This window comes from Kitasatospora sp. NPDC059803, from assembly GCF_042732255.1.
Classification (GTDB): domain Bacteria; phylum Actinomycetota; class Actinomycetes; order Streptomycetales; family Streptomycetaceae; genus Kitasatospora.
Genome location: NZ_JBHWIJ010000107.1, coordinates 1 through 18,039, shown reverse-complemented (window position 1 = coordinate 18,039; position 18,039 = coordinate 1). Strand labels below are relative to the sequence as shown.

The window sequence follows — 18,039 nt, the reverse complement described above, 5'->3', positions numbered from 1 at the left end:
CGCCCCGGGCCGGCGCGCCCCCCGGCCGCGCGCGGGGGGGCGCGGCGGGGCGCCCCGCCCCCCGGGCGCGGGGGCCCCCCGCCGCCCCGGCGGGAACCCGGCCAAGCGGACGTTCCAGGCGCTGCGGATCGAGGTCAACGGCGAGCTGGAGGTCCTGGACCGGGCGATCCCCGGTGCGCTGGAGGCCCTGGCGATCGGCGGTCGGATGGTCGTGATGTCCTACCAGTCGCTGGAAGACCGGCTGGTGAAGCAGTACTTCGCCGCCGGGTCGACCAACACCGCGCCGCCGGGGCTGCCGTTCATCCCGGAGGAGCACCAGCCCTGGCTCAAGCTGATCACCCGTGGTGCCGAGCAGGCCACGGAGGAGGAGATCGAGGAGAACCGGCGCGCCGCGCCCGTACGGCTGCGGGTGGCGGAGAGGATCAGGGACCGTAGCAAGCGGGGCTGAAACGTTGGCCCCGGCGGGGTCCGAAGGGCGGAGGAGAGCAGTGGGGCCGGTGGCCGGTGAGGTCCGGGCGGGGCGGGGATCGTTCCCCGGACAGGGCAGGGCGCGGATCACGGTCCGGCCGGGGCGGCGTCCGGTGCGGGGCCGCACGCCGTTCGCGGTGCTCGTGGTGGTGCTGCTCGCGGCGGGGCTGCTCGGGCTGCTGGCGCTGAACACGGCGCTCAACGAGGGCTCCTTCGAGCTGTCCCGGCTGCAGAAGCAGACCACCGTGGCGACCGACGAGAAGCAGGGCCTCCAACACCAGATCGACCAGAGCTCGGCGCCGGACGCGCTGGCCCGGCGGGCCGCCGAGCTGGGCATGGTCCCGGCCGGCGGGATGGCCTTCCTGGACGTCCCGAACGGCGGCAAGGTGATCGGCACGCCCGGACCGGCGCAGGACAGCCCGCCGGTCAAGCGCTCGACGGTCGACCCGTGGCCGATGAAGCAGCCGGCGCCGAGCGCCCCGACGGGTGCGCCCCCCGGTGCACCGAGTCCGGCGGCGACGGCCGGTGACTCCGTGGTCCAGATCAACCCGGCCTCCCCGGCCGCGCCCGCACCGTCGACCGGAGGTGCGGGCCGATGAGCACGCCACGTCAGCCGTCCGGAGGCTCCGGCAACGGCCGCCGCCAGCCGCCCAAGGGCGCCGCGCCCCGCGCGGCCGCGCCGCGCGGCCAGTCCGCCGGCAAGGCCCAGCCCGCAAAGGGGCAGCCCGCGAAGGGGCAGCCCGCGAAGGGGCAGCCCGCGAAGGGGCAGCCCGTCAAGGGACAGTCCGTCAAGGGACAGCCCGCGAAGGGGCAGCCGGCCAAGGGCCAGCCCGCCAAGGCCGCCGCCGCCCGTACACCCCGGGCACCGCAGCAACGCCGCCCCGAGGGCCGCCCGCCGGCCCGGAGCCAGGCCGCCGTCCGGCCGCGCCGCCCGCAGCGCCCCAAGGCGCTCCGGCTGGCCGAGCCGAAGCGCCGCCTGCGGGTGATCACCGTGGTGATGTCGCTGGTGTTCTCGGTGTTCGCCGGCCGCCTGGTGCAGCTCCAGCTGCTGGACTCCGACGCGCTGGCCGCCGACGCCAACACCAACCGCTACCTGAACATCCCGATCACCGCCGAGCGCGGCTCGATAACGTCCTCCGACGGGGTGGCGCTGGCCGCCACCGTCGACGCGTACGACATCACCGCCGACCCGGCGATGTTCACCCCGGCGGCGACCGGCATCCCGGACGCCCCGGAGCAGGCGGCCGCCCTGCTGTCGCCGATCCTCGGCGTGCCCAAGGACAAGATCGCCGCCGACCTGCACACCCCCAAGACCCGCTACAAGCGGCTCGCCGCCCAGCAGACCCCGGCCACCAAGAGCCAGATCAGCGACCTCAAGGCGGGCCTGGAGAAGCAGGCCGGCTCGCGGACCTGCCAGGCCCAGAAGCGGCAGCTGACCAAGGCCGCCGACCAGGGCGGACGCACCCGGGTCGACAACGAGTGCGCCAACCCGCTGGCCGGGGTGTTCAACCGGGAGACCCAGAAGCGGATCTACCCCGCCGACGGCCTGGCCGCCAACCTGGTCGGCTTCGTCAACGGCGAGGGCGAGGGCGCCGGCGGCCTGGAGCTCCAGTACCAGAAGCAGCTGGCCGGCAAGGACGGGCACAGCAGCTACGCCCAGGCGGGCGGCCGGCTGGTGCCCACCGCCGGGGGCTCGATGGACCCGGCCGTGCCCGGCACCGACGTGAAGCTGACCATCAACCGGGACATCCAGTGGGCCGCCCAGCGGGCGCTCACCGACCAGGTCGCCAACTCCGGGGCGGAGAAGGGCTACGTCGTCGTCCAGGACGTGAAGACCGGTCAGGTCCTCGCGATGGCCACCGCGCCCGGCTTCAACCCGAACGACCTCAGCACCGCCAAGCAGTCCCAGATGGGCAACGCCGCGCTGGTCGACGCGTACGAGCCGGGCAGCACCGCCAAGCTGATGACCCTGGGAGCCGTTCTGGACACCGGCAAGGCCACCTGGGACACCAAGGTCACGGTGCCCTACCCGCTGGTCCGGGCCGGCCAGCAGTTCAAGGACGACGTCGTACACAACACCTGGTACCTGACCCTGGCCGGGGTGCTGGCCAAGTCCTCCAACATCGGCACCATCGAGGCCATGGAGACGCTCGGCGACGGCGACCAGCTGAAGGCCAACCAGATCCTGGACAGCTACATGCGCAAGTTCGGCGTCGCCCAGCCGACCGGCCTGAACTTCCCCGGCGAGACGGCCGGGAAGCTCAAGAAGCCGGAGGACCTGGTCGCCTCGGAGAAGTACAACACCTCCTTCGGCCAGGGCCCGATGCAGATGAACGCGCTGCAGGCCACCTCGGTGTACTCGACCATCGCCAACGGCGGCGTCCGGGTCGCGCCCAGCATCGTCCAGGGCACCACCAGCCCGGACGGCAAGTACACCGCGACCCCGCCGGGCGAGCAGACCCGGGTGGTCAGCGAAGAGACCGCCAAGACCCTCACCTCGATGCTGGAGTCGGTCGTCGACGACGAGCAGGGCACCGGCGGCAAGGCCGCCATCCCCGGCTACCGGGTCGCCGGCAAGACCGGCACCGCCAACCGGGGGGCCGCCAACGGCGTCGGCTACGACGGCTACACCGCCTCCTTCATCGGCTTCGCCCCCGCCGACGCCCCCCGGTACACCGTCTCCTGCACCCTCCAGGGGCCGGTCAACGGCCACTTCGGCGGCCAGCTGTGCGGACCGGTGTTCAAGCAGGTGATGGAGTTCACCCTGAAGACCATGCAGGTCCCGCCGAGCGGCAGCGAGGCGCCCAACCTGCCCGTCGAGTGGAAGCCGTGAGCGAGCATGAGCAACGAGCGGGTCGGGCCGGACGGCGGCGCGGCGAAGGGCCGGTTTGGCCCTGGACACCCTTCGGCGGATAGCCTTCCCGCCGTGCCGAAACCCGATCAAATCACCGTGAGTCCGCCCCGCCCGGCCGGGACCGCCGCCCTGCCGCTCGCCGAACTGGCCCGCCAGCTGGGCCTCGACCCCGTCGAGGGGGGCCTCGTCAGCGGCGTCACCCACGACTCCCGGGCGGTGCGCCCCGGCGACGTGTACGTGGCCTTCCCCGGCGCCAACCACCACGGCGCGGCCTTCGCGGCCCAGGCCGCGGCGGCGGGCGCGGCGGCGCTGCTCACCGACCCGGCCGGCGCCGAGCTGGCGGCCGGCACCGGCCTGCCGCTGCTGGTCGTCGACCGGCCGCGGGCCCGGATGGGCGAGCTCGCGGCAGCCGTCTACGGCCGCCCCTCCGAGCGGCTGCTGATGATCGGGCTGACCGGCACCAACGGCAAGACCACCACCTCCTACCTGGTCGAGGGCGGCCTGCTCGGCGCCGGGCGTGCCCCCGGAGTGATCGGCACCGTCGAGATGCGGGTCGGCGACGAGCGGATCAAGAGCGAGCGCACCACCCCCGAGGCCACCGACCTGCACGCGATCCTCGGCGTGATGGCCGAGCGCGGCGCGGACGCGGTGACCATGGAGGTCTCCAGCCACGCGCTGGTCTACGGCCGCACCGACGGGGTGACGTACGACGTCTCCCTGTTCAACAACCTCACCCCCGAGCACCTCGACTTCCACCCGGACATGGAGGACTACTTCCAGGCGAAGGCCCGGCTCTTCCAGCCCGGCAAGTCCCGCCACGGCGTGGTCAACGTGGACGACGAGTACGGCCGCCGGCTGGCCGCCGAGGCCAAGATCCCGGTGACCACCTTCTCCGCCACCGGAGCCGTCGAGGCCGACTGGCGGGCCGTGGACGTCCAGCTCGGCCCGGTCGGCTCCACCTTCCGGGTGCTCGGCCCGGACGGCGCCGAGGCCGACGCGGCCGTGCCGCTGCCCGGCCCGTTCAACGTGGCCAACGCGCTCGCCGCGATCACCCTGCTGGTCGCCGCCGGCCTGCCGCTGGCGCGGGCCGTGGCCGGCGTCGCCGCGGTGCCCGGCGTGCCGGGCCGGCTGGAGCGGGTGGACGCCGGACAGGCGTTCGTCGCCGTGGTCGACTACGCGCACAAGCCGGACGCCCTCCAGGCCGTCCTCGGCTCGCTGCGCGAGGTCACCAAGGGCCGGCTGCACGTCGTCGTCGGCTGCGGCGGAGACCGCGACCCGCACAAGCGCGGCCCGATGGGTGCCATCGCCGCCCGGCTCGCCGACACCGCCCTGCTGACCAGCGACAACCCGCGCAGCGAGGACCCGCTGGCGATCCTCGCCAGCATGCTGACCGGCGCCGCCGCGGTGCCCGAGGCCGAGCGCGGGACCGTCCTGGTCGTCCCCGACCGGGCCGAGGCGATCCGGATCGCCGTCGCCCGCGCCCACGCCGGGGACACCGTGTTGGTGGCCGGCAAGGGCCACGAACTTGGCCAGTACGTACGAGACGAGATCCGCCCCTTCGACGACCGGGAGGTGCTGCGCGAATCCATCACGCAGACCACGGCCGCCCGGGGCGACCGAGGAGTAGAGCAGCAGTGATCGCACTGACCCTCGCCGAGGTGGCCGCCGCAGTCGGGGGCACCCTGGACGGCGCCGACCCCGGCGCCCTGGTGACCGGCCCGGTCGAGGTCGACTCGCGGAAGGTGCGCCCCGGCGGCCTGTTCGCGGCCTTCGTCGGCGAGCACGTGGACGGCCACGACTACGCCGCCGTCGCGGTCGGGGCCGGCGCCGTCGCGGTGCTGGCCGACCACCCGGTCGGCGTGCCCGCCGTCCTGGTCGACAGTGTGGTGGACGCGCTCGGCAAGCTGGCCCGGACCGTGGTCGCCCGCGCCGAGGGCACCGCCGTCGTCGCGCTGACCGGCTCGGCCGGCAAGACCAGCACCAAGGACCTGATCGCGCAGCTGTTGCAGCGCATCGGCGACACGGTCTACCCGCCCGGCTCGCTCAACAACGAGATCGGCCACCCGATGACCGCGCTGCGGGTCGAGCCCGGCACCCGGCACCTGGTCATGGAGATGGGCGCCCGGCACAAGGGCGACATCGAGTACCTCACCTCGATCACCCCGCCCCGGATCGGCCTGGTGCTGAACGTCGGTACCGCGCACGTCGGCGAGTTCGGCTCGCAGGAGGCGATCGCCGAGGCGAAGGGCGAACTCGTCGAGGCGCTGCCCGCCGACGGCGCCGCGATCCTCAACGCGGACGACCGGCTGGTGCGCGCGATGGCCAGCCGTACCAGGGCGAAGGTGGTCCTGTTCGGGGAATCCCCGGACGCCCACGTCCGGGCGACGAACGTTCAGCTGGACGCCGCCGGACGGCCGTCCTTCACGCTCACCACCCCGGCCGGTTCCGCGCCCGTGCAGCTGCGCCTGTACGGTGAGCACCACGTCTCGAACGCCCTCGCCGCCGCTGCGGTGGCGGTGGAGCTCGGGATGTCCGTCGACGACACCGCGACCGCCCTGGGCGAAGCGGGTGCGCTGTCCCGCTGGCGCATGGAGGTCGTCGACCGGGCCGATGGTGTCACCGTCGTCAACGACGCCTACAACGCGAACCCCGACTCGATGCGGGCCGCGCTGCGGGCGCTGGTCTCGATGGGGGGACGCGGCCCGGAGCGCCGCCGCACCTGGGCGGTGCTCGGCGAGATGCGGGAGCTCGGCGAGGAGAGCCTGGCCGAGCACGACGCCATCGGGCGGCTCGCCGTCCGACTGGACGTCACCAAGCTGGTGGCGGTCGGTGGACGCGAGGCGGCCTGCATGGAACTCGGCGCGAGGAACGAAGGTTCGTGGGGTGAGGAGTCGGTGCTGGTGTCCGACGCGGACGCGGCGGTCGAGCTGCTGCGCAGTCAACTTCGGCCGGGGGATGTGGTCCTGGTGAAGGCGTCCCGTTCGGTGGGGCTGGAGAAGGTGGCCGAGGCCCTCCTCTCGGACGGTGTGGCCGCGTAATGAAGCAGATCCTCTTCTCCGGCATGATCGGCCTGATCCTGTCGCTGGCCGGCACCCCCGCCCTGATCAAGCTGCTCGCCCGGCAGGGCTACGGCCAGTACATCCGTGACGACGGGCCGAAGGCGCACCACAGCAAGAAGGGCACGCCCACCATGGGCGGCATCGCCTTCATCCTGGCGACCCTGATCGCCTACTTCGGGACCAAGGCGATAACGGGCGAGAGCCCGACCGCCTCCGGCCTGCTGGTGCTCTTCCTGACGGCGGGTCTGGGCCTGGTCGGCTTCCTGGACGACTACATCAAGGTGGTCAAGCGCCGCTCGCTCGGTCTGCGGGCCAAGGCGAAGCTGGCCGGCCAGTCCATCGTCGGCCTGGCCTTCGCCGTGCTGGCGCTGCAGTTCCACGACGACCGCGGGCTCACCCCGGCGTCCCAGCACCTGTCCTTCGTGCGGGACTACGGCTGGTCGATCGGCCCCGTGCTGTTCGTCATCTTCGCCTACTTCATGATCGCCGCGACCTCCAACGGCGTGAACCTGACGGACGGTCTGGACGGCCTCGCCACCGGTGCCTCGGTGATGGCCTTCGGCGCCTACACCTTCATCGGCGTCTGGGAGTACGGGCAGAGCTGCGCCTACTCCGTCACCGCGACCGTCAGCTGCTACGACGTCCGCGACCCGCTGGACCTCGCGGTGGTCGCCGCCGCCCTGATGGGCTCCTGCTTCGGCTTCCTCTGGTGGAACACCTCGCCCGCCAAGATCTTCATGGGCGACACCGGCTCGCTCGCCCTCGGTGGCGCCCTGGCCGGCCTGGCGATCTGCTCGCGCACCGAGCTGCTGCTGATCCTGCTCGGCGGCCTCTTCATGATCATCACCCTGTCGGTGATCATCCAGGTCGGCTCGTTCCGGATGACCGGCAAGCGCGTCTTCAAGATGGCACCACTGCAGCACCACTTCGAACTCAAGGGCTGGAGCGAAGTCCTGGTCGTGGTCCGGTTCTGGATCATCCAAGGACTCTGCGTGGCCGTCGGCCTCGGCCTCTTCTACGCGGGATACCGGACCGGATGACGAACCCCCAGTTGATCAATTCGCAGTTCGTGAAGCTGCCCGTCGTCGTCGCCGGGCTCGGCGTCTCCGGCATCAGCGCCGCGCGCGTCCTGCACGGCCTCGGCGCCCACGTCACCGTGGTGGACGGCGGCAGCGGCGCGGGCCTGGCCGCCCGGGCCGCCGAGCTGGAGGCGCTCGGCGTCACCGTCCGCCTCGGCGACGGCGACAGCCTGCCCGAGGGCACCCGGCTGGTCGTCACCTCGCCCGGCTGGGCGCCCGACCGCCCGCTGTTCGCCGCCGCCGCGGCGGCCGGCATCGAGGTCTGGGGCGACGTCGAACTCGCCTGGCGCCTGCGCCGGCCGCTGCCCGCCACCGGCGAGCCCGCCCCCTGGCTGGCCGTCACCGGCACCAACGGCAAGACGACCACCGTCCAGATGCTCGCCTCGATCCTCACCGCCGCCGGCCGGCGTACCGCTGCCGTCGGCAACGTCGGGGTGTCGGTGCTGGACGCGGTCCTCGCCGAGGAGCCGTACGACGTGCTCGCCGTCGAGCTCTCCAGCTACCAGCTGCACTGGGCGCCCTCGCTGCGCCCGCACTCGGCGGTCGTGCTCAACCTGGCCCCCGACCACCTCGACTGGCACGGCTCGATGGAGGCGTACGCCGCCGACAAGGGCCGGATCTACCAGGGCAACACCGTCGCCTGCGTGTACAACCTGGCCGACCCGGCCACCGAGGCGCTGGTCCGCGAGGCCGACGTCGAGGAGGGCTGCCGGGCGATCGGCTTCGGCCTCGGCGCGCCCGCCCTGTCGAACCTCGGCGTGGTCGACGGGCTGCTGGTGGACCGCGCGTTCGTGGCCGACCGGGCCAAGAACGCGGCCGAGCTGGGCGCCGTCGAGGACGTCAACCCGCCGGCCCCGCACAACATCGCCAACGCGCTCGCCGCGGCGGCGCTGGCCCGGGCGTACGGCGTCGAGCCGAAGGCCGTCCGGGAGGGCCTGCGGGCCTTCCGCCCGGACGCCCACCGGATCGCCGAGGTCGGCGTGGTCGGCGAGGTCACCTACATCGACGACTCCAAGGCCACCAACACCCACGCCGCCGCCGCCTCGCTGGCCTCCTACCGGCCGGTCGTCTGGATCGCCGGCGGCCTGGCCAAGGGCGCGACCTTCGACGACCTGGTCCAGGGCGCCGCCGGGCGGCTGCGTGCGGCCGTGCTGATCGGCGAGGACCGCGCGCTGATCCGGGAGGCGCTGGAGCGACACGCTCCGGATGTCCCGGTGATCGAGGCGGCCGAGGGCCAGACTGGCGCGGTGGCGATGGCGGAGGTCGTCCGGACGGCCGCCTCGCTCGCCCGGTCGGGTGACACGGTGCTGCTGGCACCGGCCTGCGCCTCGATGGACATGTTCACCAACTACGGCGAGCGCGGCGACCTCTTCGCCGCCGCGGTCCGGCAGCTGGCGGACCGCGGGGAGTGAGCCGAAGGGCCGTGCCGGGCCAAAGCGGCCCGGCGGCGGGTGAGCCGTGAAGAGAGAGTGAGCGGGGAGTGGCTGGGCAGGGCAGGGCGGGTTCCGGAGCACCGGAGCGGGAGGCCGCCGAGCCGTGGCGCGTGATCTCGGCCACCACGACCAAGTACAAGTCGGCCGGACCGCTGGCCCGGGTACGGGCCTTCCGGTACCGGGTGCGGTACTGGCTGGACCGGCCGCTCACGCCCTACCTGCTCGTCATCGGCACGACGCTGCTGCTGGTGGTGCTCGGCCTGATGATGGTCTTCTCGGCCTCGCAGATCCTCGCCCTGGGCCAGCACCACTCGGCGCAGTACTACTTCCTCAAGCAGCTGATCGCGGCCATCCTCGGCCTGGTCCTGCTGATCGGCTTCGCCTCCGTGCCGCTGGCGGTGCTGCGGGTGATCGTCTACCCGGTGATGTTCGGGGTGATCGGCGCGCTCGCGCTGGTCGCCGTGCCCGGCATCGGGGTGCGGATCAACGGCAACCAGAACTGGCTGGACTTCGGCTTCTTCCAGTTCCAGCCCTCGGAGTTCGCCAAGCTCGCGCTGGTGCTCTGGGGCGCCGACCTGCTCGCCCGCAAGCAGAAGGCCGGCACCCTCACCACCTGGAAGCACCTGCTCGTCCCGCTGGTGCCGGGCGCCCTGCTGCTGCTCGCGCTGATCATGCTCGGCGGCGACATGGGCACCTCGATGATCCTGGTGGCGATGCTGTTCGCGATGCTCTGGATGGTCGGCGCGCCGCTGCGGCTGTTCGTGGCCACCGTCGGGGTGGCCGTGGTCGTCTGCACCGCGCTGGTGATCAGCGTCCCGCACCGGGCGGAGCGCCTGGGCTGCATCGGCGTCACCAAGCCCGACCCCGACGGGGCCTGCTTCCAGGCGCTGCACGGCGTCTACTCGTTCGCGCTCGGCGGAGGCTTCGGCACCGGCCTCGGTGCCGGCGTGGAGAAATGGGGCCAGCTGCCCGAGGCGCACACCGACTTCATCTTCGCCGCGACCGGCGAGGAACTGGGCCTGGTGGGGACGCTGTCGGTGATCGGTCTCTTCGCGGCACTAGGCTACGCGGGTATCCGTGTGGCCATCGGTACGAAGGACCCCTTCGTCAGGTACGCCGCGGGAGCCGCCACCACCTGGATCATGGCGCAGGCCATGATCAACCTGGGGTCGGCGCTGGGACTGCTGCCCATCGCGGGCGTCCCGCTCCCGCTGTTCTCCTACGGCGGTTCCGCCATGCTGTCGGCCATGTCCGCGATCGGAGTGCTGCTGTGCCTGGCGCGCAGCACCTCGGGCGCGAAGGCGGCGCTGGCCGCCCGGAGCAAGAACTCCCGGATCAGGAGACGACTGGCCCGGGTGCTGCCACGACGACGAACCACAGCGCGCCCGGCCCCGGGGCCGGCACGCAGGGAGCGGTGAATTTCGGTGCATGTCGTACTCGCCGGCGGGGGGACCGCCGGTCACATCGAGCCGGCGCTGGCCCTCGCGGACGCCCTCCGCAGGCACGACCCGTCCATCGGGATCACCGCCCTGGGAACCGAGCGCGGACTGGAGACCCGGCTGGTGCCGGAACGCGGCTACCAGCTGGAGCTGATTCCGGCCGTCCCGCTGCCCCGCAAGCCCACCCCCGAGCTGATCACCGTCCCCGGCCGGCTGCGCGGCACCGTCCGGGCCGCCCAGGAGATCATCGAGCGGGTCAACGCGGACGCCGTGGTGGGCTTCGGCGGCTACGTCGCGATGCCCGCCTACCTGGCCGCCAAGCGGGCCGGCGTGCCGATCGTGGTGCACGAGGCGAACGCCCGTCCGGGCCTGGCCAACAAGATCGGCGCCCGCTACACGGACTTCGTCGCGGTCTCCACGCCGGACAGCAAGCTGCGCGACTCCCGGTACATCGGCATCCCGCTGCGCCGGACCATCGCCACCCTGGACCGGGGCGCCGCCAGGCCGGAGGCCCGGCACTACTTCGGCCTCGACCAGCGGCTGCCCACCCTGCTGGTCTCCGGCGGCTCCCAGGGCGCGCGCCGGCTCAACGAGGTGGTCACCGCGATCGCCCCGCGGCTCCAGCAGTACGGCGTGCAGATCCTGCACGCCGTCGGCCCGAAGAACGAGCTGCCGCAGGTCGAGGACATCCCCGGGATGCCGCCGTACCGCGCGGTGCCGTACGTCGACCGGATGGACCTCGCCTACGCGGCGGCGGACCTGATGCTCTGCCGGGCCGGCGCCATGACCGTCGCCGAGCTGGCCGCCGTCGGGCTGCCCGCCGCGTTCGTCCCGCTGCCGATCGGCAACGGCGAGCAGCGGCTGAACGCCCAGCCGATGGTCAAGGCCGGCGGCGGCCTGCTGGTGGACGACGCCGAGCTGACCCCGGACTGGGTGCTGCAGAACGTGCTGCCGGTGCTCACCGACCCGCAGCGGCTGTGGGACATGAGCCGGGCCGCCGCCGAGTTCGGCCGCCGGGACGCCGACGACCTGCTGGTCGGCATGGTCTACGAGGCCATCCAGGCCTCCCGCGGCGGTCGCCGCCGTGGCTGACGGCCGGCTCGCCGACCCGTTGGAGGAAGAGCTGGAGGCCGAGGAGTCCGCTCCTCGGCTCCGGCTCTCCCGGCGGGGCATCGTGGTGCTGAGCGTGCTCGGCGCCGCGGTGCTGGGCGTGCTGGCCTGGGTGGTGTTCTTCTCCTCGGTGCTGGACGTGCGCGAGGTCGCGGTCCAGGGGCCGAAGGACGAGAAGCTGACGGCGGACCAGGTCCGCGAGGCGATCGGCGGGATCGGTGACGGCCCGCTGGCCAGAGTGGACCTGGACGCCGTCCAGCGCCGGGTGGAGGCGATCCCCCGGGTGGCGAAGGCCGAGGTGTGGCGGGGCTGGCCGCACACCCTGCGGGTGAAGGTCGTCCAGCGCACGGCGGTGGCGGCCGTCAAGGGGGAGGACGGTCAGTTCACCCAGGTGGACGCCGTCGGCGTGAGCTTCGCCACCGAGGCGGCCCCGCCGGAGGGGGTGCCGGTGGTGGAACTGCGGCTCAGTCAGCAGGCGAAGGACGCGGACGGGGTGATCTCCCGTGCGCAGCTGGTGCAGGGCGCGGTGTCGGTGGCCGCCGGACTGCCGCCCGAGGTGGCGAAGCGGGCCGGAGCGGTGCTGGTGCACTCGTACGACGATATTCAGCTGCAGCTCAGCGGGGGTGCGACGGTGCGCTGGGGGAGCCCGGAGCAGACCGATCGCAAGGCCCGGACACTGGTCGCGTTGATGGCTCAGAAGGGCTCGAACTTCGACGTGAGTGCGCCGGAGGCGCCGGCGGTGTCGGGATGATCCGGTAGGTTCTGTGCCTGAGGGAGGGGTTGACGCTGTGAAGTGTCGGCCCGACCCTTGGTGGTCACCCCGGTTTCATATGCCGGCCGATGATCACATAGGCTCAAAAGAAAAGGGGAAGCTCGGCGTGTTCGTTGAAACACGTGCCTGGAGCCACCTAGTGTCCTGTGTCACCAGACTGTGCCCCCTGGTGATGTGACGGAGGCACAGGACTAACCCTAAAGGTCAAGTTTAGGGTTGGGGTCGGCGGTCGGCATTTCGGACATTCAGTCAGAAACCAGGCTCCCTACCCATCGACATCCGTCGGTACGATCCCCCGTCGGGTCGGACCGACCCGGAAATTCGAGGCGAGAGGCCTTCGACGTGGCAGCACCGCAGAACTACCTCGCAGTCATCAAGGTCGTCGGAATCGGCGGCGGTGGTGTCAACGCCATCAACCGGATGATCGAGGTCGGTCTCAAGGGCGTCGAGTTCATCGCGATCAACACCGATGCGCAGGCCCTCCTGATGAGCGACGCCGACGTCAAGCTCGATGTGGGCCGTGAACTCACCCGGGGCCTCGGCGCCGGCGCCAACCCTGAGGTCGGCCGCAAGGCCGCCGAGGACCACCGCGAGGAGATCGAGGAGGTCCTCAAGGGGGCCGACATGGTCTTCGTCACCGCGGGTGAGGGTGGTGGCACGGGCACGGGCGGCGCGCCCGTGGTCGCCAACATCGCCCGTTCGCTCGGCGCCCTGACCATCGGCGTGGTCACCCGGCCCTTCACCTTCGAGGGCCGCCGCCGCGCCAACCAGGCCGAGGACGGCATCGCGAGCCTGCGCGAAGAGGTCGACACCCTCATCGTGATCCCCAACGACCGGCTGCTGTCCATTTCGGACCGCCAGGTCAGCGTGCTCGACGCGTTCCGCTCGGCCGACCAGGTCCTGCTCTCCGGTGTCCAGGGCATCACCGACCTGATCACCACCCCCGGCCTGATCAACCTCGACTTCGCCGACGTCAAGTCCGTCATGTCGGAGGCCGGTTCGGCGCTCATGGGCATCGGCTCGGCCCGCGGCGAGGACCGCGCCAAGGCGGCCGCCGTGATGGCGATCTCCTCGCCGCTGCTGGAGGCCTCGATCGACGGCGCCCGCGGCGTGCTGCTCTCCATCTCGGGCGGCTCCGACCTCGGCCTGTTCGAGATCAACGAGTCGGCCCAGCTGGTCAGCGAGGCCGCGCACCCCGAGGCCAACATCATCTTCGGCGCGGTCATCGACGACGCGCTCGGCGACGAGGTCCGGGTCACCGTCATCGCGGCCGGCTTCGACGGCGGGCAGCCGCCGGCGATCGTCCGCGACCCGGTGGTCAAGGCCACCCCCGCCGCGGCCACGCCGCCGGCCGCCCCGGAGCGTCCGGCCACCCGGCCGTCCTACGGGAGCATCGGCTCGGTGACCTCCCGTTCGGAGGGGGAGACCCACTCCTCGCCGCGGGCCACCGAGACCGTGACCGCCGTCCCGGTGCCGCCGCAGGTGCAGCCGGTCCGGCAGCCGTACGTCGAGAGCCCGGCGGAGGAGCTCGACGTCCCGGATTTCCTTAAGTGATCGATCACGCCGTACGCGCGGGTGCTCACTTCGCCTTCACCGACAGGTGGGGCGGGGTGAGCACTTCGCCGTACGGGGAGCTCAACCTCGGCGGGGCGGTGGGGGACGACCCGGAGACCGTCCGGGAGAACCGGGCGATCGCCGCCGGGGAGCTCGGGCTCGACCCGGCCGACGTGGTCTGGATGAACCAGGTGCACGGTGCGCAGGTCGCCGTGGTGACGCAGCGCCAGTCGCCGGGGGACGCCCCCACGGTGGACGCGGTGGTCACCGACCGGCCGCTGGCGCTCGCCGTCCTGACCGCCGACTGCACCCCGGTGCTGCTGGCCGATCCGGTGGCGGGCGTGGTGGGCGCGGCCCATGCGGGCCGGCCAGGGCTGGCGGCCGGGGTGGTGCCCGCGGTCGTGCGGGCGATGGTCGAACTGGGGGCCGAACCCGGCCGGATCGCCGCGGCCACCGGCCCGGCGGTCTGCGGTCGGTGCTACGAGGTGCCGGCCGGCCTGCGGGCGGAGGTCGCCGCGGTGGTGCCCGCCGCGTTCGCCGAGACCTCCTGGGGAACACCGGCGCTGGACGTGGCCGAGGGGGTCGCGGCCCAGCTGGCCGCCGCCGGGGTCACCGAGTTGGTGCGGTCACCGGTCTGCACCCTCGAATCCGCGGACCACTACTCCTATCGCCGCGAGCAGCGCACCGGCCGACTCGCGAGCTACGTCTGGTTGGGCTCTGATCATTGATGACGAACGACATCTACGGACCGTTCCCGGGGAGTCGCGGCGGCCTTCCCGACCAGAGCTGGCTGGAGACCCTGACGGAGGGGCAGCGGGCCCGGTACGAGGAGCTGGGGACCAACCTCGACGTGGTCGAGCGGCGGATCGCCGACGCCTGTGCGGCTGCCGGACGGCCGCGTGACGAGGTCACCCTGGTCGTCGTCACCAAGACCTACCCCGCCGAGGACACCGCGCTGTTGGCCGGACTGGGTGTGACGGATGTCGCGGAGAACCGCGACCAGGACGCCGCGCCCAAGGCAGAGCAGTGCAGAAACCTTCCTCTTGACTGGCACTTCGTCGGACAGCTGCAGACCAACAAGGTCCGCTCGGTCGTCCGGTACGCGAACCACGTGCACTCGGTGGACCGGCTGCGGCTGGTCGGGTCGCTCTCCGCGGCGGTGCTCAAGTCCGAGCGCCCGGAGCTGGGTTGCCTGGTGCAGGTGGCCCTGGACAAGGAGCACGGCGAGGGGGCCCACCGGGCCGGAGTCGCCCCGGAGGATGTCGCGGAACTCACGGACGCGATCGCCGACACGCCCGGCCTGCGGCTGGACGGTGTGATGACCGTCGCTCCGCTGGCCGGTCCGCTCGCCGGGGACCCGCTCCGCGCCTTCGAGCGGCTGACGGAAATCGCAACCGCAGTACGCACGACCCATCCTGCTGCCACCATGGTCTCCGCAGGGATGAGCGGTGACCTTGAGCAGGCGATTGCCGCCGGGGCGACACATGTGCGCGTCGGAACGGCGGTACTCGGAGTGAGGTCACCCCTCAGGTAACGTCACCGGGTAGTAGATCAGACTGCAGGACAAAATAGGACAGAATCTAGCAGCTCCTCGGAGCGCTAGCGAACCGTGGATCGCAGCTCCGCGGCCCCCACCCCAAGAACTCTGACCGGCCGTCGGCCTGACGGGCCGTCGTGGGTGGACCGCGGAATCCGCAGGCAGGGCCGCACGGCCTGGCCGCCGGGACGGAGCCGGTCCGCACGGAGCGAGCAGAGCGAGCGACCATCGGAAGGTGCGCGTTTCGCGAAGCCGCCACCGAGCGCCAGCGAGGTGGCTATGAGCGGAGGAGACAGGAGCATGGCCGGCGCAATGCGCAAGATGGCGGTCTACCTCGGCCTCGTGGAGGACGAGACGTACGACGGTCAGGGGTACGACCCTGACGACGACTACGACGCGGACCCCGAGCCGATTCGAACGGGACAGCGGACCGAGGACATCCCCCGGCCGGCCGCCGCGCCCGCCCCGGTCTCCTCGATCACCCCGCAGCCGGTTCCGGCCGCGGTGCCGATCCGGCAGGAGACCCCGAGGATGGCCCCCGTGTCGTCCATCACACCCGAACGCCGCCACAACCTGGAGAAGAGCGCCCCGGTGATCATGCCCAAGGTAGTGAACGAACGAGAGCCCTACCGCATCACCACGCTGCACCCGCGAACCTACAACGAGGCCCGTACCATCGGGGAACAGTTCCGTGGCGGGACCCCCGTGATCATGAATCTGACCGAGATGGACGACACCGACGCGAAGCGACTCGTAGACTTCGCCGCTGGACTCGTCTTCGGTCTGCACGGCAGTATCGAGCGCGTGACACAGAAGGTGTTCCTGCTGTCGCCTGCTAACGTCGATGTCACGGCGGAGGACAAGGCTCGGATCGCCGAGGGTGGGTTCTTCAACCAGAGCTGACCCGGCCACGACTTTACGTGTGGATCTGATCAACAGTGGATTAGCGACAGGTGACGAGCGGCGGGCCCGAGGGCCCGGAACCGGGGAGAGGGAAACGCGATGGACATCGTGTGGGCGGTGCTCTACTACGCCCTGACCGTCTTCCTGGTGTTCCTGCTTGTGCGACTGGTCATGGACTGGGTCTTCCAGTTCGCGCGTTCGTGGCGGCCCGGCAAGGCCATGGTCCTGGTCCTGGAGGCCACGTACACTGTCACGGATCCGCCGCTCAAGCTTCTTCGGCGGTTCATTCCGCCGTTGCGTTTCGGGGGCGTGGCGCTCGACCTGTCCTTCTTCGTACTGATGATCATTGTGTATGTCCTGATCTCGCTTGTGCGGCCCTAGTCGTAGGTGAGCGATGCGACAGGATGCCGGTGTGCCGACGATCACGTTGAGGTGAAGAGATGCCATTGACCCCCGAGGACGTTCGGAACAAGCAGTTCACGACCGTCCGCCTGCGCGAAGGCTATGACGAGGACGAGGTCGATGCCTTCCTCGACGAGGTCGAAGGAGAGCTGACCCGCCTGCTTCGCGAGAACGAGGACCTGCGCGCCAAGCTGGCCGCCGCGACTCGCGCCGCCGCGCAGAACCAGGCGAACATGCGGAAGGAGCCGCCGCAGGACGCCCGTTCCGGCGCCCCCGTCCCGGCCGCCATATCCGGCCCGCCGGTTCCCGGCCAGCAGGGCCCCGGTCCGCAGCAGCAGCAGATGGGCCCCAGTGGTCCGCAGCAGCAGCAGATGGGCGGCCCGCAGCAGCAGATGGGCAACCAGCCGCTCGGCCTGCCCTCCGGCGCCCCGCAGCTCCCCGCCGGCCCCCAGCAGATGGGCGGCCAGCAGCAGCAGATGAACCAGACCATGGGCGGCCAGCAGCAGCTGGTGCAGCCGATGGGCGGTCAGATGCTCCAGCCCATGGGCGGCCCCGGTGGTCCGCAGCAGATGGGCAACCCGATGGGCCAGGGCATGGGCCAGCAGCAGCAGCAGATGCAGCCGATGGGTGGCCCCATGGGCGGCCCGCCGCAGCAGCAGATGGGCGGCCCGCTCGGCGCCCCCATGCAGCAGCAGGGCCCCGGTGGCGACAGTGCCGCCCGTGTTCTGGCGCTCGCTCAGCAGACCGCCGACCAGGCGATCTCGGAGGCCCGTTCCGAGGCCAACAAGATCGTCGGCGAGGCCCGCAGCCGCGCCGAGGGCCTGGAGCGCGACGCTCGTGCCAAGGCCGACGCCCTGGAGCGGGACGCGCAGGAGAAGCACCGCGTCGCGATGGGCTCGCTGGAGTCCGCGCGCGCCACGCTGGAGCGCAAGGTCGAGGACCTGCGGGCGTTCGAGCGCGAGTACCGGACGCGCCTGAAGTCGTACCTGGAGACCCAGCTGCGCCAGCTGGAGTCGCAGGCCGACGACTCGCTCGCCCCGCCGCGGATCCCCGCCACCGCGTCGCTGCCGCCGGCGGCCTCGTCGATGGCTCCGGCCGGTGCCGGTGCGATGAGCGGTGCCCCGGCCTTCGGTGGCAACCAGCCGGCCTTCGGCGGCAACGCGCCGTCGTTCGGTGGGCAGAGCTCCTTCGGCGGCAACCCGCCGGCGCCGAGCTTCGGCGGCCAGGCGTCCGGTGGCAACACCGGCGCGCCGCAGATGCAGCCGGCTGGGATGACGCAGCCGATGGCGGCCGTCCGCCCGCAGCCTCCGCAGCCGATGCAGCAGGCTCCGGCGCCGATGCGGGGCTTCCTGATCGACGAGGACGGCGACAACTGAGGTTGTAGCACGGCCTTTTGAGAGCGCCCCCTGTTCGACCCACGGGTCGAACA

General features: G+C 72.1%; 16 protein-coding genes. All 16 read left to right on the top strand.

Translation table 11 applies throughout. The features are described from left to right. The coding region (gene mraW / locus ACFV6I_RS18760; protein ID WP_380426415.1) for a 16S rRNA (cytosine(1402)-N(4))-methyltransferase at positions 1–448 on the top strand (448 nt) is incomplete at its 5' end. Positions 449–581: 133 nt separating this feature from the next. After that, on the top strand, positions 582–1,067 hold the full coding sequence (locus ACFV6I_RS18755; RefSeq protein ID WP_380426413.1) for a cell division protein FtsL: 486 nt from the start codon (positions 582–584) through the stop codon (positions 1,065–1,067). After that, on the top strand, positions 1,064–3,301 hold the full coding sequence (locus ACFV6I_RS18750; RefSeq protein WP_380426411.1) for a peptidoglycan D,D-transpeptidase FtsI family protein: 2,238 nt from the start codon (positions 1,064–1,066) through the stop codon (positions 3,299–3,301). The genes ACFV6I_RS18755 and ACFV6I_RS18750 overlap by 4 nt, the downstream gene beginning before the upstream one ends. Positions 3,302–3,307: 6 nt before the next feature. Next, complete coding sequence (locus ACFV6I_RS18745) at positions 3,308–4,960, top strand: UDP-N-acetylmuramoyl-L-alanyl-D-glutamate--2,6-diaminopimelate ligase (protein ID WP_380426409.1); 1,653 nt, start codon at positions 3,308–3,310, stop codon at positions 4,958–4,960. Continuing rightward, positions 4,957–6,360 (top strand): UDP-N-acetylmuramoyl-tripeptide--D-alanyl-D-alanine ligase, encoded by a 1,404-nt coding sequence (gene murF / locus ACFV6I_RS18740; protein ID WP_380426407.1) that lies wholly within the window; start codon positions 4,957–4,959, stop codon positions 6,358–6,360. The genes ACFV6I_RS18745 and murF overlap by 4 nt, the downstream gene beginning before the upstream one ends. Continuing rightward, on the top strand, positions 6,360–7,421 hold the full coding sequence (gene mraY / locus ACFV6I_RS18735) for a phospho-N-acetylmuramoyl-pentapeptide-transferase (RefSeq protein ID WP_063347238.1): 1,062 nt from the start codon (positions 6,360–6,362) through the stop codon (positions 7,419–7,421). The genes murF and mraY overlap by 1 nt, the downstream gene beginning before the upstream one ends. Beyond that, entirely contained in the window at positions 7,418–8,872 is a 1,455-nt protein-coding gene (gene murD / locus ACFV6I_RS18730) for a UDP-N-acetylmuramoyl-L-alanine--D-glutamate ligase (protein ID WP_380426405.1), read from the top strand. The genes mraY and murD overlap by 4 nt, the downstream gene beginning before the upstream one ends. Positions 8,873–8,940: 68 nt before the next feature. Next, complete coding sequence (ftsW, locus tag ACFV6I_RS18725) at positions 8,941–10,311, top strand: putative lipid II flippase FtsW (protein WP_063347236.1); 1,371 nt, start codon at positions 8,941–8,943, stop codon at positions 10,309–10,311. A 6-nt stretch (positions 10,312–10,317) separates the two neighbouring features. Continuing rightward, the gene (gene murG, locus ACFV6I_RS18720) at positions 10,318–11,424 is read left to right on the top strand and encodes an undecaprenyldiphospho-muramoylpentapeptide beta-N-acetylglucosaminyltransferase (protein ID WP_363368408.1); all 1,107 of its coding nucleotides are present in this window, start codon (positions 10,318–10,320) and stop codon (positions 11,422–11,424) included. Further along, positions 11,417–12,193 (top strand): cell division protein FtsQ/DivIB, encoded by a 777-nt coding sequence (locus ACFV6I_RS18715; protein WP_380372143.1) that lies wholly within the window; start codon positions 11,417–11,419, stop codon positions 12,191–12,193. Before murG ends, ACFV6I_RS18715 begins: the two co-directional genes overlap by 8 nt. 363 nt (positions 12,194–12,556) lie before the next feature. Beyond that, positions 12,557–13,768: a cell division protein FtsZ gene (gene ftsZ, locus ACFV6I_RS18710; protein WP_380426403.1), complete on the top strand. Its 1,212-nt coding sequence runs from the start codon at positions 12,557–12,559 to the stop codon at positions 13,766–13,768. Continuing rightward, the gene (pgeF, locus tag ACFV6I_RS18705; RefSeq protein ID WP_363368413.1) at positions 13,765–14,496 is read left to right on the top strand and encodes a peptidoglycan editing factor PgeF; all 732 of its coding nucleotides are present in this window, start codon (positions 13,765–13,767) and stop codon (positions 14,494–14,496) included. The genes ftsZ and pgeF overlap by 4 nt, the downstream gene beginning before the upstream one ends. Beyond that, positions 14,496–15,302 carry a YggS family pyridoxal phosphate-dependent enzyme gene (locus ACFV6I_RS18700; RefSeq protein ID WP_079135532.1) on the top strand — a complete coding sequence of 269 codons (807 nt, stop codon included), beginning with the start codon at positions 14,496–14,498 and terminating at the stop codon, positions 15,300–15,302. Before pgeF ends, ACFV6I_RS18700 begins: the two co-directional genes overlap by 1 nt. A 303-nt stretch (positions 15,303–15,605) precedes the next feature. Further along, positions 15,606–16,208, top strand: coding sequence for a cell division protein SepF (locus ACFV6I_RS18695; protein WP_031071810.1), 603 nt, complete (start codon positions 15,606–15,608; stop codon positions 16,206–16,208). Between the two features lie 99 nt (positions 16,209–16,307). Then, on the top strand, positions 16,308–16,589 hold the full coding sequence (locus ACFV6I_RS18690) for a YggT family protein (RefSeq protein WP_063347232.1): 282 nt from the start codon (positions 16,308–16,310) through the stop codon (positions 16,587–16,589). A 59-nt stretch (positions 16,590–16,648) separates the two neighbouring features. Beyond that, positions 16,649–17,986 (top strand): DivIVA domain-containing protein, encoded by a 1,338-nt coding sequence (locus ACFV6I_RS18685; protein WP_380426401.1) that lies wholly within the window; start codon positions 16,649–16,651, stop codon positions 17,984–17,986. Positions 17,987–18,039: the final 53 nt, after the last annotated feature.

What these genes read in the sequence shown, in the direction of transcription:
- ACFV6I_RS18745 (WP_380426409.1), top strand. Translation starts at nt 3,308, where the DNA reads ATGAGCAACGAGCGGGTCGGGCCGGACGGCGGCGCGGCGAAGGGCCGG.
- ACFV6I_RS18750 (WP_380426411.1), top strand. Translation starts at nt 1,064, where the DNA reads ATGAGCACGCCACGTCAGCCGTCCGGAGGCTCCGGCAACGGCCGCCGC.
- ACFV6I_RS18695 (WP_031071810.1), top strand. Translation starts at nt 15,606, where the DNA reads ATGGCCGGCGCAATGCGCAAGATGGCGGTCTACCTCGGCCTCGTGGAG.
- ACFV6I_RS18700 (WP_079135532.1), top strand. Translation starts at nt 14,496, where the DNA reads ATGACGAACGACATCTACGGACCGTTCCCGGGGAGTCGCGGCGGCCTT.
- murD (WP_380426405.1), top strand. Translation starts at nt 7,418, where the DNA reads ATGACGAACCCCCAGTTGATCAATTCGCAGTTCGTGAAGCTGCCCGTC.
- ACFV6I_RS18690 (WP_063347232.1), top strand. Translation starts at nt 16,308, where the DNA reads ATGGACATCGTGTGGGCGGTGCTCTACTACGCCCTGACCGTCTTCCTG.
- ACFV6I_RS18685 (WP_380426401.1), top strand. Translation starts at nt 16,649, where the DNA reads ATGCCATTGACCCCCGAGGACGTTCGGAACAAGCAGTTCACGACCGTC.
- mraY (WP_063347238.1), top strand. Translation starts at nt 6,360, where the DNA reads ATGAAGCAGATCCTCTTCTCCGGCATGATCGGCCTGATCCTGTCGCTG.